Here is a 15,424-nt window from a genome sequence, read left to right on the forward strand (position 1 = left end):
TACCAAGCCTGGAATGAAAATGCGGCCCCTTGTTTCCAAGGGGCCGCATTGTTTTGTGGCCTGTACGTCAGCGGGTGACTTACTTCACCACCGCCTTCTGCCGCAACCCTTCCTCAAACGCCTGCAGCTTCTCCTGCTGAATCTGCTGCGCGATCTGCGGCTTCACCTGCTCGAGCGGTGGCGGCGGCGTTTCACGCGAATCATCGAGACGAATGATGTGCCAGCCGAACTGCGTCTTCACCGGTTCCGGCGTCACTTCACCCTTCTTCAGCTTCTGCGCGGCAGCGCCGAATTCAGGCACATAAGCCTGCGGGCTCGACCAGTCGAGATCGCCGCCGTTCTTGCCCGATCCCGGGTCCTTCGAATATTGCTTTGCCAGATCCTCGAAGCTCGCGCCCGCCTTGATCTTCGCGATCAGCTCCTTCGCCTGCGCTTCGTCCTCGACGAGGATGTGATGCAGATGCAGTTCCTTGCCGCCGCCCGCCTGCTTCACGAGTTCGTCGTAGCGTGCCTTGATCTCGGCATCGGTCGGAGCGTGGGTCTTCACGAAGTCTTCGATCAGCGCGCGCAGCACGACCGTCTGCTGCGCGACGGCGAGTTGCGCCTTCACGTCAGGACGCATCGCAACGCCGCGACGATTGGCTTCCTGCATCAGAATCTCGCGATTGATCAGTTCCTCGCGCACGGCCGCCTGCAATTGCGGCGAGTCCTTCTGACCCTGCTGGACGAGCTGGCCGACGAGCGCGTTCGCACGCGCAGTCGGAATCGGCGTGCCGTTCACGACGGCGATGTTTTGCGCGTAAGCGGGCACCGCCGCGAACGCAGCCAGCAACACCCAGAGACGGGTTTTTTTCAAAGTCATCGGAAGTTCCTAATCAGGCAAAACATGCCCTACGAGGCGAGTTAAAGAAACGAGCGGAGGCAACAAGAATCGGAAACTGCGGGGACGATCATTCGAATTGTCGTGAGAATTCTTCGGGCGTATAAGCCTTGATCGCGAGTGCATGAACGCCGCGCCGCATCTCCTCGGCCAGCGCATCATACACCAGCCGGTGCCGCGCCACGCGGGGCTTGCCGGCGAATTGCGCCGACACGATCGTCACCGTATAGTGGCTTCCCGATGCCGCTCCGGCGTGGCCCGCATGAGCGGCGCTGTCGTCTTCGATGTGAAGGGAAGTAGGCGCAAGCGCCGTGTTCAGACGCGCTTCGAGATGCGCAATCTTGTCCGAAGCGGAGGCGCTCATGAAGTCGCCCAGGTGATGAGTCATCGCTCGTCCTCCTTCATGTGTTTGGCGAGCCACAGGCTTTGCAGCACGATGAACACGAACAGGCAGCCGGTTGCGCCGAAGAGCTTGAAGTTCACCCACTGGTCGGTCGTGAAGTTGTACGCGACGAACAGATTGACGATCCCGAGAATCGCGAAGAACACTGCCCACGCGATGTTCAACTGTCCCCACACGCGATGCGGCAGCACGATCTGCTTGCCCATCATCGCTTCGATCAGGTTCTTCTTGAAGGCGAGCTGCGAAATGATCAGCGCAACCGCGAAAAGCCAGTAGAGCGCCGTAGGCTTCCATTTGATGAAGGTGTCGTTGTGCAGCACGAGCGTCGCGCCGCCGAACACGACGACGACGCCGAGACTCACCCACAGCATCGCATCGACCTTGCGATGCCGGAACGCGACCCACGCGATCTGCACGAGCGTGGCCACGATGGCGACCGCGGTCGCCGTGTAGATGCCCCAGATCTTGAATGCGACGAAAAAGAGAATGATCGGGAACAGATCGAACAGAAATTTCATGGGCGTTCGGACGAGGACGTGAGCTTGAAAAGCACGCGCCGTTCGCTATGAGCTTTCAGGCCCGTGCGAACGACGCGTGCAGGTCGACCGGCGTGCGGTCGCAGGGATTACTTGGGTTCGAATTGTAGCGCAGCCGAGTTGATGCAATAGCGCAGGCCGGTCGGCGCGGGGCCGTCCTCGAACACGTGGCCGAGGTGCGCGCCGCAATTCTTGCACTGCACTTCGATGCGCAGCATGCCGTGCGCGCGGTCCGTTTTCTCCGCGATCACTTCGCCGTTGATCGGCTTGAAGTAGCTCGGCCAGCCGCAACCGGCGTCGAACTTGGTGTCGGATTCGAAGAGCGGCGTGCCGCAGCAGACGCAATCGTAGACGCCGCGTTCGGTGTGGTCCCAGTATTGGCCGGTGAACGGCCGTTCGGTGGCGGCGTGGCGCGTGACCTGATACTGGATGTCCGAGAGTTCCCGGCGATACGTCTCGTCGTCCTTTTGCAGCGGGGCCGCGCCTTCGCGGGTGAGGTCGTCTCTGTTCATATCAATCCTTTCGTCTTTATTGATCGGCCTGGGTGGCTAGCTGATATATGGGCGCTTTCAGGAAGAACAACTCACTTCCAGATCGCTCGCCCAGTCGGGCGGCAGGCCCGCGTATGACTCGAATTCGGGTTGCTCGTCGAACGGATGCGTCAGCACCCGCAGCAGGCGCTCGACTTCCGAGAAATCCTTCTCCCTCGCCTGGCGAATTGCCTGCTCGGCCAGGTGATTGCGCAGCACGTACTTCGGATTCACGCGATTCATCGCGGCCGCGCGCTCTTCGTCGCTTTGCGTTTCGTGGGACAGCCGTGCGCGATAGTCGTTCGCCCACGCATCGAAGGCGGTGCGGTCGAGAAACAGGTCGCGCACGGGCGCATCGTTCGAAGCATCCGCCTTCGACACCTTCGCGAGGTTGCGGAACGTCAGCGTGAAATCGGCGCGGTTCGCGTGCATCACTTCCAGCAGGGCGTTGGCGAGCTTGTCGTCGCCTTCGCGTCTCTCGGCCAAACCGAGCTTTGCGCGCATCCTAGATTCGAGCGCCGGCGCAAAGCGCGTCTTGAAGCCTTCGAGCACGCGCTGCGCGTCTTCAATGACACGTTCTGCGCGGCCTTCCTCGGGATACTGCGCGCCGAAGAGCGGCACGAGCGCCTGCGCGAGACAGAAGAGATTCCAGTAGCCGACCTGCGGCTGGCGGCTGTAAGAATAGCGTCCCTGCGTATCGGAGTGGTTGCAGACGTGATGCGCGTTGAAGCCGTCCATGAAACCGAACGGGCCGTAGTCGATCGTGAGACTCAAAATCGACATGTTGTCGGTGTTCATCACGCCGTGGCAGAAGCCGACCGCCTGCCAGTCCGCCATCAGGTCAGCGGTACGCAGCGTGACTTCCGAAAGCAGCGCGAGATACGGATCGGCGGCCTCGCGGCACTGCGGATAGAAGCGCTCGATTACGTGATCGGCGAGCGCCTTCAGCTCGTCCACGCGATCGTTCGAATAGAAATGCTCGAAGTGCCCGAAGCGCACGAAGCTCGGCGAAACACGCGTGACGATCGCCGAGGTCTCGATGGACTCGCGGCGGATCGGCAGGTCCGAGCCGATGACGCACAGCGCGCGCGTCGTCGGGATGCCGAGATGATGCATCGCCTCCGAACACAGAAACTCGCGGATCGACGAGCGCAGCACGGCGCGGCCATCGCCCATGCGCGAATACGGCGTGCGTCCCGCGCCCTTTAGTTGGAGTTCGAAGCGCTCGCCGTTGTGTTCCACTTCGCCCAGGCCGATCGCGCGGCCGTCGCCCAGTTGGCCCGCCCACACGCCGAACTGATGGCCCGAATAGACTGTTGCGTACGGAAGCTGATCCGCGGGCCAGTCGCGCGTCGGATTGCCCGCGAAGAATTCGGCGAACGCGGGTTCGCGCGCGAGCGCCGGATCGATCCCCAACTGCTGCGCGGCATCGGCGGACACGGCGACGAGATAAGGGTCAGGAACGGGCGCGGCGGGCAGGCGCGTGAGAAACGCGGTGCCGAGTTGAGCGAAGGCGTCGGGGCGGCCGATATCGATCGCGGCGGCCAGTTCTTCCATCGAGAGAGCGTCGGCCGAATCGGCTCGCACGGCATTGCTGGTTCGGGAAAACGACATGTTGAGCGCCTCTGGGTTAAACGATATTGTAATTCCGCGCCCGCGGGCCTGCTGGAGCCGCGCGGCATAAGCCTTGCGCACTTCCGAAGCCCGCACCAACGAGGACATTGCCCATGACGTCGTCGCTTCACGGCCAGATGATGGATGTACCGCTGCTCGCTTCGTCGCTGTTGTCTCACGCCGCACGGCATTATGGTGATACGGAGATCGTGTCGCGCCGTATCGAAGGCGATATCCACCGCTATACCTACCGCGATTGCGAGAAGCGCGCGAAACAGCTCGCGCAGGCGCTGATTGCCTTGGGCGTCGAACCCGGCGACCGCGTCGGCACGCTCGCGTGGAACGGCTACCGGCATCTCGAGTGCTATTACGGCACGACCGGCATGGGCGCCGTGTGCCACACGATCAACCCGCGGCTTTTCCCGGACCAGATTGCCTTCATCATCGATCACGCCGACGACGCCTACGTCTGCTTCGACATGACCTTCGCGCCGCTCGTCGACATCATCGCGCCGCAGTGTCCGAAGGTGAAAGGCTGGATTGCGCTCGGCGATGCGTCGTGCATCGGTGAGCATCTCGGACAGTATCTCGGCAACATGGAGCAGCCGGTGCTGAGCTACGAGACGCTCGTCACCGCGCAGGACGGCAACCACGAATGGCCGCAGTTCGACGAGCGCACGGCATCGTTTCTCTGCTACACGTCGGGCACGACCGGCAATCCGAAGGGCGCGCTCTATTCGCATCGATCGACGGTGCTGCATGCATACGGCGCCGCGCTCCCCGACGCGATGGGCGCCTCGTGCAGCGATTCGATCCTGCCCGTCGTGCCGATGTTCCATGTCAACGCGTGGGGCATTCCGCACGCGGCGCCGCTCGTCGGCGCGAAGCTCGTGTTCCCGGGCAAGGACCTCGACGGCAAGTCGCTCTACGAGTTGATGGAAAGCGAAGGCGTCACGTATTCGGCGGGCGTGCCGACCGTGTGGCTCGGTCTTCTCAACTACATGAAGCAGGCGGACGTGCGCTTCTCGACGCTCAAGCGCACGGTGATCGGCGGCTCCGCGTGTCCGCCAGCGATGCTGCGCACCTTCGAGGACGACTACGGCGTCGAAGTGATCCACGCGTGGGGCATGACGGAGATGTCGCCGCTCGGCACGCTTGCGCGCCTGAGCTGGAAGCAGAAGCAGCGCTCGCCCGAGGAACAGCGCGCCTCGCGGGAGAAGCAGGGGCATGTGATCTTCGGCGTCGATATGAAGATCGTCGGCGAGGAGGGTCAGGAACTGCCGTGGGACGGCCGCGCATTCGGCGATCTCTACGTGCGCGGTCCGTGGGTGATCGACCATTATTTCCGGCGCGATGAGTCGCCGCTCGTCGACGGCTGGTTCCCGACCGGCGACGTCGCGACCATCGACGCCGACGGCTTCATGCACATAACTGACCGCAGCAAGGACGTGATCAAGTCGGGCGGCGAGTGGATCAGTTCGATCGACCTGGAGAACATCGCGGTGTCGCATCCGCAGGTGGCGGAGGCGGCGTGTATCGCGTGCTCGCATCCGAAGTGGACGGAGCGGCCGCTGATCGTCGCGGTTTTGCGCCCGGACGCGACGCTGACGCGCGACGAACTGCTCGCGTACTACGACGGCAAGGTCGCAAAGTGGTGGGTCCCGGACGACGTCGTCTTCGCCGATGAACTTCCGCACACCGCCACCGGCAAGCTGCAAAAGCTGCGGCTGCGTGAGATTTATCGCGATCACGTGTTGCCGGACGCCGCCGAGAAGGCTGTCTGATTTATCTCTTCTCAAACCCGGGCCGCGCTCGAAGGCCCGGGTAAATCCCCATCCTCGATTATCTGCACAAAATTGAACGATCGTTCTCTTTTGTGTATTCTGACGCGGTCGCTCAAAATAACCCGAGATACTTTGACGCCTGGGACCCTTTCGGTCACGGGCGCACTCGCATCGCATGGAGGCAGACGAAATGGCAGTGGATTACGCAGTCCGCGACGGCATCGCCGTCATTACGCTCGACAACCCGCCTGTCAACGGCCTGGGGCATTCCACGCGGCTCGGGATCGTGGAAGGCATCGAGCGGGCGCGCGACGATGCTTCGGTAAGTGCCGTCGTCATCACGGGCGCTGGCCGCGCGTTTTCCGGCGGCGCCGACATCACCGAATTCAACACGCCGAAAGCCACGCAGGAACCGACGCTGCACACCGTCATCAAGGCGGTCGAGGGCAGCGCGAAGCCGATCGTCGCGGCGATTCACAGCGTCGCGATGGGCGGCGGCCTGGAACTCGCGCTCGGCGCCCACTACCGCGTGGCCACGCCGGGCGCGCAGATCGCGCTGCCCGAAGTGAAGCTCGGCATCCTGCCGGGCGCGGGCGGCACGCAGCGCCTGCCGCGCGCGGTCGGCCTGGAAACCGCACTGAACATGATCGTGTCGGGGACGCCGGTGTTGTCCGAGAAGCTCGCGGGCACGGCATTGTTCGACCGCATGGCCGAAGGCGATCTCCTCGACGAAGCCGTTAAGTTTGCGAAGCAAGTCGGCGCGCAAGATGGTCCGCATCCGAAGGTGCGCGATTCCGCCATCGAACATCCGAACGCCGAGGGCTTCATCCAGTTCGCACGCAACAGCGTCGCGACGATCGCGAAGGCCTTTCCGGCGCCGCACAAGTGCATCGATGCAATCGAGGCCGGGGTCAAGAACGGCTTCGACCGCGGCCTCGCGTTCGAGCGCGAATGCTTTCTCGCGCTCGTGCAGACGCCCGAGAGCCGCGCGCTGCGGCACGCGTTCTTCGGGGAGCGCGCGGCGGGCAAGATCGCCGACGTGCCGTCGAGTACGCCGGTGCGCAAGATCGCGCGCGTCGGCGTGATCGGTGCGGGGATGATGGGCGGCGGCATCGCGATGAACTTCGTCAACGCGGGGCTGCCCGTCACGCTGCTGGAGACGAAGCAGGACGCGCTCGAGCGCGGCGTCGCGACGATTCGCAAGAACTTTGAAGCGCAGGCGAAGAAGGGCAAGCTCACGACGGAGAAGGTCGAAGAGCGGATGGCTTTGCTTAAACCCACGCTCTCTTACGACGATCTGGCCGAAGCCGATCTCATCATCGAAGCCGTGTTCGAGGAACTCGGCGTGAAGGAACACGTTTTCAGGAAGCTCGATGAAGTTGCGAAGCCGGGCGCGATCCTCGCATCGAACACGTCGACGCTTGATTTGAACGCCATCGCCGCGTTCACGAAGCGTCCCGAGGACGTGGTCGGCATGCACTTCTTCAGCCCGGCGAACGTGATGAAGCTGCTCGAAGTCGTGCGCGGCGAGAAGACCGCGAAGGACGTGCTCGCCACCGTCATGCAGGTCGCGAAGCAGATCAAGAAGACCGCGGTGGTCTCGGGTGTGTGCGACGGCTTCATCGGCAACCGGATGATCGAGCAATACGTGCGGCAAGCGCTTTTCATGCTAGACGAAGGCGCGCTGCCCGCGCAGATCGATCGCGCGATCGAGAAGTTCGGCTTCGCGATGGGACCGTTCCGTATGAGTGATCTCGCGGGCAACGACATCGGCTGGGCGATTCGCAAGCGCCGCTATCAGGAACAGCCGGAGCTGCATTACTCGCGTATCGCGGATCGCCTCTGCGAGGCCGGACGCTTCGGCCAGAAGACGGGCGGTGGCTGGTACGACTACCAAGCGGGAGAACGCAACGCGCTGCCGTCGAAACTCGTTGACGACATGATCGTCGCGCATTCGAAGGAGCTGGGCATCGGGCGCCGAAAGATCTCCGACGATGAAATCGTCGAGCGGCTCGTGTTTTCGCTCGTCAACGAAGGCGCGAAGATTCTGGATGAAGGGATCGCGTCGAAGGCATCGGACATCGACATGGTGTATCTCACGGGCTACGGTTTTCCGCTCTATCGCGGCGGCCCGATGCTGTACGCCGATACGGTCGGCCTCTACAACGTCGAGCGAGCGATGCGCAAGTACGCCGCGCGGCCCAACGGCGATGCGTGGGCACCGGCCAAGCGCGTAACGGAGCTCGCCGCGCAAGGCAAAGGCTTCAATGGCTGAGAGGGATTTGAGATGAAAGGCGCAGACGAAGTCCTGCTCGCAGTCGACGTTCAATACGATTTCATGCCCGGCGGCGCGCTCGCGGTCGCGCGTGGCGACGAGATCGTGCCGGTCGTCAATCGCTTGACCCACGAGTTTTCGCATGTCGTGCTGACGCAGGACTGGCATCCGCGCGGCCACGTTTCGTTCGCGGCTAATCACGCCGAGCGCGCGCCGTTCGAGACGATGATGCTGCCTTACGGCGAGCAGGTGCTCTGGCCGGTGCATTGCGTGCAGGACACCGAAGGCGCGCTGCTGCATCGCGATCTTCATGTGCCGCATGCGCGGCTCGTGATCCGCAAGGGCCATCACGCCGATGTCGACAGCTATTCGGCCTTCGTCGAAGCCGATCGCACAACGCCGACGGGCCTCACCGGCTATCTGCGCGACGTGGGCGTGAAGCGCGTCTATTTGTGCGGACTTGCGACCGACTATTGCGTCGCGTGGTCCGCGCTCGATGCGCGCCGCGCGGGGTTCGACGTGACGGTGATCGAAGACGCGTGCCGCGCGATCGACCTTAACGGATCGCTGGTGAAGGCGTGGGAAGACATGACGGCGGCGGGCGTCGAGCGGATCGAATCGAGCGCTCTTTTCGCGCGCTGATGCCAAATAAATTTTGAAGCAGGAGACAACATGACTGACGCGGTAATCGTATCGACAGCACGCACGGGCCTCGCCAAATCCTGGCGCGGCGCGCTCAACATGACGCACGGCGCGACGCTCGGCGGCCACGTGACGAAGGCCGCCGTCGAGCGCGCGGGGATCGATCCGGCGCGCGTCGAGGACGTGATCATGGGATGCGCGAATCCCGAGGGCGCGACGGGCGCCAACATCGCGCGGCAGATCGCGCTGCGGGCGGGCTTGCCGGTTACGGTGCCGGGGATGACGGTGAACCGCTTCTGCTCGTCGGGCTTGCAGACGATCGCGCTTGCGGCGCAACGCGTGATCGCGGGCGAGGGCGATGTTTTTGTTGCGGGCGGTGTGGAGTCGATTTCATGCGTGCAGAACGAGATGAACCGTCACATGCTGACCGATGGCTGGCTGCTCGAGCACAAGCCGGAGATCTACTGGTCGATGCTGCAGACGGCGGAGAACGTCGCCAAACGCTATGAGATTTCGCGCGAGCGGCAGGACGAGTACGGCGTGCAATCGCAGCAGCGCGCGGCGGCGGCGCAGGCGGCTGGGCGCTTCAATGATGAGATCGTGCCGATTACGGTGCTCGCGGGTGTCGCGGACAAGGCTTCCGGGCGGCTGTTGACGAAGGAAGTGACGCTATCGGCCGATGAGGGCATTCGCGCGGATACGACGATCGAAGGGGTATCGAAGATTCGAACCGCGATGCCGGGCGGGGTCGTCACGGCGGGGAACGCGAGCCAGTTTTCGGATGGGGCGTCGGCTTGTGTCGTGATGAACGCCTCGGCCGCGGAGCGGGAAGGGTTGCAGCCGATGGGGATTTTTCGCGGGTTCGCGGTCGCGGGCTGTGAGCCGGATGAGATGGGTATCGGGCCGGTTTTTGCCGTGCCGAAGTTGTTGAAGCAGACGGGGTTGAAGGTCGGTGATATCGATCTTTGGGAACTCAACGAGGCGTTCGCCGTGCAGGTGATTTATTGCCGCGACAAGTTGGGGATTCCCAATGAGCCGCTGAATGTGAATGGCGGGGCGATTGCGGTGGGGCATCCGTATGGGGTTTCGGGGGCGCGGCTTACGGGGCATGCCTTGATTGAGGGGAAGCGGCGGGGGGCGAGGTTTGTTGTCGTCACCATGTGTATTGGCGGGGGGCAGGGGGCGGCGGGGTTGTTTGAGGTGGTTTGAAGCCGTTCCCCCAAACGTGCGTATCGAGCTTTTTTGATACGCTTGGGCCTAACCAAATCAAGGACACCCGCCATGCTCCGTCACATCGTCATGTGGAAACTGAAAGAAACCGCTCAAGGCGCCTACAAAGCGGAAAACGCGAAAAAGCTGAAAATAACCCTGGAAACCTGCCGCAGCATCGTCCAGGGCCAGGGCCACTTCGAAGTCGGCATCGGCCAAAGCCTGCCCGGCTCCACCTTCGACGTCGTCCTCGTCTCCGACTACGACGACGCCGCTGCCCTCGACGCCTACCAGAAGCACCCGAAGCACGTCGCGATCAAGGACTTCGTGGCCTCCGTTGTCGAAGGGCGCCAGTGCGTCGACTACGAAGTCTGACCGCAAAATGCCCGAAGAACGGAAAGACCCCGCCATCGAAAGCCCCTTCGTCGATGGCCTCGGCGTCCAGCTCGTCAAAGCCGCCGACGGCGCGAGCGAAGTCCTCATGCCGCTCGCTGAGGGCCACCTGAACACGTGGGGCATCGCGCACGGCGGCGTCACGATGACCCTCGCCGACGTCGCGCTCGCGATGGCCGCGCGCAGTCTCGCGGGCGACGGCATCGGCGTCGTCACGGTCGAGATGAAGGTCAACTTCATGCAGCCGGGCCGCGGGGAACTGCGTGGCTTCGGCCGCGTGCTGCACCGCTCGACCACGATGGCCTATTGCGAAGGCGAAATTCGCGACAGCGAAGGCCACTTCGTCGCGAAGGCGCTCGGCACGTTCAAGTACCTGAAGCGGCTCGCCGTCGGCCGCGACATCGTGCGTCAAAAGCTGCGCACCGATCCCGCCGCGAAACCCGGCCCGAGCGACGCGTAACCTCCAACCGCTATGAGGAGCCAAGCATGACCGAGCTCAACCGACAAATCCTGCTGGTCTCGCGTCCGGAAGGCGAGGCGAGCGTGGACAATTTCAAACTCGTCGAAACACCGCTGCCGCCGCTCGAAGACGGCCAGGTGCGCGTGCGCAACCATTATCTGTCGCTCGATCCGTACATGCGCGGCCGCATGAGCGACGCGAAATCCTACGCGGCGCCGCAACCGCTGAACGAAGTGATGATCGGCGGGACCGTGGGCGTGGTGATCGAATCGAAGCATCCGAAGTTCAAGGCCGGCGACAAGGTCGTCGGCGGCTTCGGCTGGCAGGAATTCGGCACGTCCGACGGCACGGGCCTCAAGGCCGTCGACGATACGCACGTGCCGCTCTCGGCCTATCTCGGCGCGGTCGGCATGCCCGGTGTCACCGGCTGGTACGGCTTGAATCGCGTGATCGAGGCGAAAGCCGGCGAGACGATCGTCGTGAGCGCAGCGAGCGGTGCGGTCGGCGGGGTCGTCGGGCAACTGGCGAAGGCGGCGGGCTGCCGGGCGGTTGGCATCGCGGGCGGGGAGGACAAGTGCCGCTATGTCGTCGAGTCGCTCGGGTTCGATGCGTGCGTCGACTACAAGGCGGGCAACCTCTACCGCGACCTGAAGGCGGCAACGCCCGACGGCGTCGACGGCTACTTCGAGAACGTCGGCGGCGACGTGCTCGACGCGACCCTCGCGCGGATGAACGCGTTCGGGCGCATCGCGGTGTGCGGGATGATCGCGGGCTACGACGGCCAGCCGCTGCCGATCAAGAACCCGCGCATCATCCTTACGCAACGGTTGAAGGTGCAAGGTTTCATCGTCAGCGAGCATCTGGATGTATGGCCCGAAGCGCTCAAGGAACTCGGCGGAATGGTCGCGCAGAAGAAACTGCATTTCCGGGAGAGCATCGCGATCGGTCTTGAAAATGCGCCGGACGCATTTCTCGGGCTTTTGAAAGGCCGCAATTTCGGCAAGCAACTCGTGAAACTGATCTAAAAATCGGAGCGACAACAGCGTGGACCAGTTCGAAGGCAAGGTCGCGGTGATCACCGGCGGCGCCAGCGGCTTCGGCCGCGAGTTCGCGTTTCAAGGCGCGTCGCTCGGCATGAAGCTCGTGCTCGCCGATGTCGATGCGCGCGCGCTCGCGGAAACCGTCGAGATGCTGCGCGCGTCGGGCGCGGAGGCGATCGGCGTGCCGACCGACGTCTCCGACGCGACCCAAGTCGATGCCCTCGCCAAAGCCACGCTCGATACCTTCGGCGGCGTGCATCTGCTCTTCAACAACGCGGGCGTCGGCGCGGGCGGCTTCGTGTGGGAAAACAGCGCGAACGACTGGCAGTGGGTCTTTGGCGTGAACGTGATGGGCGTCGCGAACGGGCTGCGCGCGTTCACGCCGCTCATGCTCGCGCAGAACGAACCGGCGCACATCGTCAACACGGCGTCGGTCGCAGGGCTGCTCGCAGCGCCTGCGATGGGCGTCTACAACGCGTCGAAACATGCGGTCGTCGGTCTGACGGAGACGCTTTATCACGATCTGCGGATCGCGGGCGGGCAGGTCGGCTGCTCGCTGCTGTGTCCGGCGTTCGTGCCGACGGGCATCGCGAACGCCGAACGCGTGCGGCCCGACACGCTGCGCAACGACGCGCCGCTCACCGCGTCGCAGAAACTCGCCGGCCGGCAGCTGACGAAAGCGGTGCAGGGCGGGCGGCTTTCGGCCCGCGAGGTCGCCGCGCTCACCTTCGATGCGATCCGCGAGTGCCGCTTTTACGTGATTACTCATCCGAACATCATGGCGTCGGTGCAACTGCGTCTCGACGATATCGCGCAACTGCGCAATCCGACCGATCCGCTGTCACTCAAGCCCGAAGTGAAGGCGGGCGATGAGCCGCACTAGAACGATGCCGCTCAATCCAAAGATCGCGCAGATTCTGGAGATGGTCGCGCGCGCGAAGCGTCCGCCGTATCACACGTTGTCGGCGCAGCAAGCGCGCGCCGCCTACGCGATGAGCGCGCAGATACTCGACATCATGCCAAAGCCGATGTTCGACGTGCAGGATTTCGACGTCCCCGCGCGCGACGGCGCCACGATCCGCACGCGTCTCTACTTCCCGTTCGAGCCGACATGGACTCAGCCGGCGCCCGCGCTCGTGTTCTTTCATGGCGGCGGCTTCACGGTCGGCGGTATCGATACGCACGACGCGCTCTGCCGCAAATTCGCGTGCGATGCGGGCTGCGTCGTGGCATCGGTCGATTACAGGTTGGCGCCCGAGCACAAGTTTCCGGTCGCCGTGAACGATGCGTTCGACGCCTTGACGTGGCTGCACGCCGAAGCCGGAACGATCGGCATCGATCCGGCGCGGCTGGCCGTCGGCGGGGATAGCGCAGGCGGCACGCTCGCGACCGTCTGCGCCGTGCTGGCACGCGATGCGGGTATCGCGTTGCGGCTGCAATTGCTGATCTACGCGGGCGTGAGCGCGCGTCAGCAGACGGAATCGCACAGGTGCTTTGCCGAGGGCTTTCTGCTGTCAGGCGAGACGATCCAGTGGTTTTTCGAGCAATACCTTAACGACGACAGCGATCGCGACGACTGGCGCTTCGCCCCGCTAGATGCGGCTCGCGGCCAGCCGGACTACAAAGGCGTCGCGCCCGCATGGATCGGCGCGGCGGATCATGATCCGCTCTTCGATGAGGACGTGGCGTACGCGCAAAAGCTCGCCGACGCCGGCGTACAAGTGACGCTCAAGCGCTACGAAGGGATGATCCACGAGTTCTTCAAGATGGGCGGCTTCGTGCCGGAAGTCGCCGACGCTCACGCCGATGCGGTCGCCGCGCTGCGCTCGGCGCTGGCTTCATAACAGGCTCAAGCGCCTATATCGAACGCAAAGTTTCGCTCGAACGCGCCCGGACGCACGACGCGATGCGAGCCGTCGTCGTCGCTGCGTTCCTTGATTTCCAGCGATAACCCATCGTCGAAGGCGAAGACACGCAGCGCTGTCGTGCTGCGCGTGCCATATTCCGGCGTCTCGATGAACGCCGCCGACAACACGCGCTCACGCTCGATCGAAATGCCGGTCGAGGGCAGCAGGTCGTCGTTGGCGATGCCCGGATCGCGCAGGGTCTCGATCAGCACGTCGAGCGACGGCTGTTCGTCGAGGTGGATTAGGTCGCACAACGCGTCGCGCTGGGCGACGAGCTTCGGCCACGGCGTGTTCAGCAAACTGTTCGAGAGACCATGGACGCCCGGCTCCAGCAGCGACGGCGGCGCATCGGCGCGATTGCCGTACCAGCCAAGCTCGCGTCGCGTGAAATCGCCGACGAGCAGGTTGAAGCCGTTGTATCGATCGCCGTCGAGCGCCACGCCGCGCAGGTAATCGAGCGGCGCGACGGGTGCAGCGGCGAGGAAATCGCTGACCAGCGCGCCGCGCGTCGGTGCATCGGGACGCACTTCGCTTGGCGCGCGATAGTTCGTCAGCGCGGCGAAACGGCCGTCGCGCGTCACGCCGAGCCAGGTGCCGCCGCCCGTCAGGTCGCGTCCGGCGAGCATGTTCGGCGCGTCGTCCCACCAGTGCAGCGGCTCCGTTTCGCGCCGAAAAAACTCGTCGCGATTCGCGGAGAGCGTCAGAAGCGGACGATTGCCGCCGTTCGAACGATGCGCTTCAGGCTGCCAGTCGAAGACGATCAGGCACATGGTGCGTCAGACGTCGGAGGGAAAAGCATAGGGCAGCGGCAGGAAGGTGAGCGCCGGGCCGCTCGCCGATCCAACGTGCACCGAGCCGTTATCGAGCGCGGCGAGCTTGATCTCGACCAGACAATCGACGCCGCCAGTTTCCGCCGGCGCCACGTTGATGACAAGGCCGCTCGGCTGGCCGGGGTCGTCGCTATGGAAGACTTCGTCGCCGGGCGCGGCCGCTTCCGCGTGCGCGAGCGCCGTGCGCCGCTTGATCGTGCCGCGATACTGGCTGCGCGCGACGATCTCCTGCCCCGGATAGCAGCCCTTCTTGAAATTGACGCCGCCGAGCACGTCGAAGTTGACCATCTGCGGGACGAACTGCTCCGAGGTCGCCTGCGTGATGCGCGGCTCGCCCGCGTGAATGTCGAGCCAGTTCCAGAGTTCGGGCGACGCGCGCGTGAGCTTCGCATCGAGCTTCTCCAGATGCGCCTCGATATCGGCTTTCGGCCCGACCCACAGAAAACGCGGACGGTGCGCCGCATCCGGCACGCGGATCAGCGCGCCGTGCGGGCCTTCCACCTTCACGTGCACGCCGTCGGGCAGCGCATCGAAGATGCCGGAGAGCGCCGCGCGCACATCGCCCGCGAAGCCGATCGCGCCGACTTCCGCCGTTACGTCGATGAGTTTCGCCTTCGCGCGCAGCACGAACATCGAGAGTCGCTTTTGCACCGGCGCCTGCACGTCGTGCGCGATCAGGAGACGCACTGCATCGCCCGTGCGCCACATCAGGAACGACGCCAGCAGACGTCCCTTCGGCGAGCAATAGCCGGCAAGGCGCGCCGTCGATGCATCGAGATGCTGGACGTCGTTGGTCAGTTGCGTGTGGAGGAAGCTGGCGGCGTCGTCACCCTTGACGTCGATGACGCCGAATTGCGTGAGCGGCATGAACGCGCCCGCTGTGTGCACGGCGGTAAATCCGGAAGTATCGGGGGAATTCAT

General features: G+C 64.0%; 16 protein-coding genes. 9 read left to right on the forward strand and 7 right to left on the reverse strand.

Annotation, left to right across the window (positions count from 1 at the left end; genetic code table 11):
• Positions 1-79: 79 nt before the first annotated feature.
• The 5 genes from AWB67_RS17650 to AWB67_RS17670 form a co-directional block, all read right to left on the reverse strand.
• Positions 80-862 (reverse strand): peptidylprolyl isomerase, encoded by a 783-nt coding sequence (locus AWB67_RS17650; RefSeq protein WP_087657536.1) that lies wholly within the window; start codon positions 860-862, stop codon positions 80-82.
• A gap of 88 nt (positions 863-950) precedes the next feature.
• Positions 951-1,268 (reverse strand): BolA family protein, encoded by a 318-nt coding sequence (locus tag AWB67_RS17655; RefSeq protein ID WP_087657537.1) that lies wholly within the window; start codon positions 1,266-1,268, stop codon positions 951-953.
• Positions 1,265-1,801, reverse strand: a complete 537-nt coding sequence (locus AWB67_RS17660; protein WP_087657538.1) for a septation protein A — start codon at positions 1,799-1,801, stop codon at positions 1,265-1,267. The genes AWB67_RS17655 and AWB67_RS17660 overlap by 4 nt, the downstream gene beginning before the upstream one ends.
• A 107-nt stretch (positions 1,802-1,908) precedes the next feature.
• Positions 1,909-2,331, reverse strand: coding sequence for a peptide-methionine (R)-S-oxide reductase MsrB (msrB, locus tag AWB67_RS17665; protein ID WP_087657539.1), 423 nt, complete (start codon positions 2,329-2,331; stop codon positions 1,909-1,911).
• A 57-nt stretch (positions 2,332-2,388) separates the two neighbouring features.
• Positions 2,389-3,963 (reverse strand): protein adenylyltransferase SelO, encoded by a 1,575-nt coding sequence (locus AWB67_RS17670; RefSeq protein WP_087657540.1) that lies wholly within the window; start codon positions 3,961-3,963, stop codon positions 2,389-2,391.
• A 113-nt stretch (positions 3,964-4,076) separates the two neighbouring features.
• Between AWB67_RS17670 and AWB67_RS17675 the strand changes: the two genes are divergently transcribed.
• The 9 genes from AWB67_RS17675 to AWB67_RS17715 all read left to right on the forward strand — a co-directional run bounded on the left by AWB67_RS17675 (position 4,077) and on the right by AWB67_RS17715 (position 13,610).
• Positions 4,077-5,747 carry a 3-(methylthio)propionyl-CoA ligase gene (locus AWB67_RS17675; protein WP_087657541.1) on the forward strand — a complete coding sequence of 557 codons (1,671 nt, stop codon included), beginning with the start codon at positions 4,077-4,079 and terminating at the stop codon, positions 5,745-5,747.
• A 190-nt stretch (positions 5,748-5,937) separates the two neighbouring features.
• On the forward strand, positions 5,938-8,022 hold the full coding sequence (locus AWB67_RS17680) for a 3-hydroxyacyl-CoA dehydrogenase NAD-binding domain-containing protein (protein WP_087657542.1): 2,085 nt from the start codon (positions 5,938-5,940) through the stop codon (positions 8,020-8,022).
• 12 nt (positions 8,023-8,034) lie between these two features.
• On the forward strand, positions 8,035-8,664 hold the full coding sequence (gene pncA, locus AWB67_RS17685; RefSeq protein ID WP_087657543.1) for a bifunctional nicotinamidase/pyrazinamidase: 630 nt from the start codon (positions 8,035-8,037) through the stop codon (positions 8,662-8,664).
• A 30-nt stretch (positions 8,665-8,694) separates the two neighbouring features.
• Positions 8,695-9,873 (forward strand): acetyl-CoA C-acyltransferase, encoded by a 1,179-nt coding sequence (locus AWB67_RS17690; RefSeq protein ID WP_087657544.1) that lies wholly within the window; start codon positions 8,695-8,697, stop codon positions 9,871-9,873.
• A gap of 72 nt (positions 9,874-9,945) precedes the next feature.
• Complete coding sequence (locus AWB67_RS17695) at positions 9,946-10,248, forward strand: Dabb family protein (RefSeq protein WP_087657545.1); 303 nt, start codon at positions 9,946-9,948, stop codon at positions 10,246-10,248.
• Between the two features lie 7 nt (positions 10,249-10,255).
• A complete protein-coding gene (locus AWB67_RS17700; RefSeq protein WP_087657546.1) occupies positions 10,256-10,726 on the forward strand; it encodes a PaaI family thioesterase in 471 nt (156 codons plus the stop codon).
• A gap of 26 nt (positions 10,727-10,752) precedes the next feature.
• Positions 10,753-11,751: an NADP-dependent oxidoreductase gene (locus tag AWB67_RS17705; RefSeq protein WP_087657547.1), complete on the forward strand. Its 999-nt coding sequence runs from the start codon at positions 10,753-10,755 to the stop codon at positions 11,749-11,751.
• A 19-nt stretch (positions 11,752-11,770) separates the two neighbouring features.
• Positions 11,771-12,649: an SDR family oxidoreductase gene (locus AWB67_RS17710; RefSeq protein WP_087657548.1), complete on the forward strand. Its 879-nt coding sequence runs from the start codon at positions 11,771-11,773 to the stop codon at positions 12,647-12,649.
• A 4-nt stretch (positions 12,650-12,653) separates the two neighbouring features.
• Positions 12,654-13,610 (forward strand): alpha/beta hydrolase, encoded by a 957-nt coding sequence (locus tag AWB67_RS17715; RefSeq protein ID WP_087657549.1) that lies wholly within the window; start codon positions 12,654-12,656, stop codon positions 13,608-13,610.
• 5 nt (positions 13,611-13,615) lie between these two features.
• Here AWB67_RS17715 and AWB67_RS17720 read toward each other — a convergent pair whose 3' ends face one another.
• Positions 13,616-14,443, reverse strand: a complete 828-nt coding sequence (locus AWB67_RS17720; RefSeq protein ID WP_087657550.1) for an NRDE family protein — start codon at positions 14,441-14,443, stop codon at positions 13,616-13,618.
• 6 nt (positions 14,444-14,449) lie between these two features.
• The gene (ygfZ, locus tag AWB67_RS17725) at positions 14,450-15,424 is read right to left on the reverse strand and encodes a CAF17-like 4Fe-4S cluster assembly/insertion protein YgfZ (protein WP_087657551.1); all 975 of its coding nucleotides are present in this window, start codon (positions 15,422-15,424) and stop codon (positions 14,450-14,452) included.

This window comes from Caballeronia terrestris (genome assembly GCF_001544515.1).
Lineage (GTDB): Bacteria > Pseudomonadota > Gammaproteobacteria > Burkholderiales > Burkholderiaceae > Caballeronia > Caballeronia terrestris.

What these genes read in the sequence shown, in the direction of transcription:
- AWB67_RS17650 (WP_087657536.1), bottom strand. Translation starts at nt 862, where the DNA reads ATGACTTTGAAAAAAACCCGTCTCTGGGTGTTGCTGGCTGCGTTCGCG.
- AWB67_RS17655 (WP_087657537.1), bottom strand. Translation starts at nt 1,268, where the DNA reads ATGACTCATCACCTGGGCGACTTCATGAGCGCCTCCGCTTCGGACAAG.
- AWB67_RS17660 (WP_087657538.1), bottom strand. Translation starts at nt 1,801, where the DNA reads ATGAAATTTCTGTTCGATCTGTTCCCGATCATTCTCTTTTTCGTCGCA.
- msrB (WP_087657539.1), bottom strand. Translation starts at nt 2,331, where the DNA reads ATGAACAGAGACGACCTCACCCGCGAAGGCGCGGCCCCGCTGCAAAAG.
- AWB67_RS17670 (WP_087657540.1), bottom strand. Translation starts at nt 3,963, where the DNA reads ATGTCGTTTTCCCGAACCAGCAATGCCGTGCGAGCCGATTCGGCCGAC.
- AWB67_RS17675 (WP_087657541.1), top strand. Translation starts at nt 4,077, where the DNA reads ATGACGTCGTCGCTTCACGGCCAGATGATGGATGTACCGCTGCTCGCT.
- AWB67_RS17680 (WP_087657542.1), top strand. Translation starts at nt 5,938, where the DNA reads ATGGCAGTGGATTACGCAGTCCGCGACGGCATCGCCGTCATTACGCTC.
- pncA (WP_087657543.1), top strand. Translation starts at nt 8,035, where the DNA reads ATGAAAGGCGCAGACGAAGTCCTGCTCGCAGTCGACGTTCAATACGAT.
- AWB67_RS17690 (WP_087657544.1), top strand. Translation starts at nt 8,695, where the DNA reads ATGACTGACGCGGTAATCGTATCGACAGCACGCACGGGCCTCGCCAAA.
- AWB67_RS17695 (WP_087657545.1), top strand. Translation starts at nt 9,946, where the DNA reads ATGCTCCGTCACATCGTCATGTGGAAACTGAAAGAAACCGCTCAAGGC.
- AWB67_RS17700 (WP_087657546.1), top strand. Translation starts at nt 10,256, where the DNA reads ATGCCCGAAGAACGGAAAGACCCCGCCATCGAAAGCCCCTTCGTCGAT.
- AWB67_RS17705 (WP_087657547.1), top strand. Translation starts at nt 10,753, where the DNA reads ATGACCGAGCTCAACCGACAAATCCTGCTGGTCTCGCGTCCGGAAGGC.
- AWB67_RS17715 (WP_087657549.1), top strand. Translation starts at nt 12,654, where the DNA reads ATGCCGCTCAATCCAAAGATCGCGCAGATTCTGGAGATGGTCGCGCGC.
- AWB67_RS17720 (WP_087657550.1), bottom strand. Translation starts at nt 14,443, where the DNA reads ATGTGCCTGATCGTCTTCGACTGGCAGCCTGAAGCGCATCGTTCGAAC.
- ygfZ (WP_087657551.1), bottom strand. Translation starts at nt 15,424, where the DNA reads ATGAATTCCCCCGATACTTCCGGATTTACCGCCGTGCACACAGCGGGC.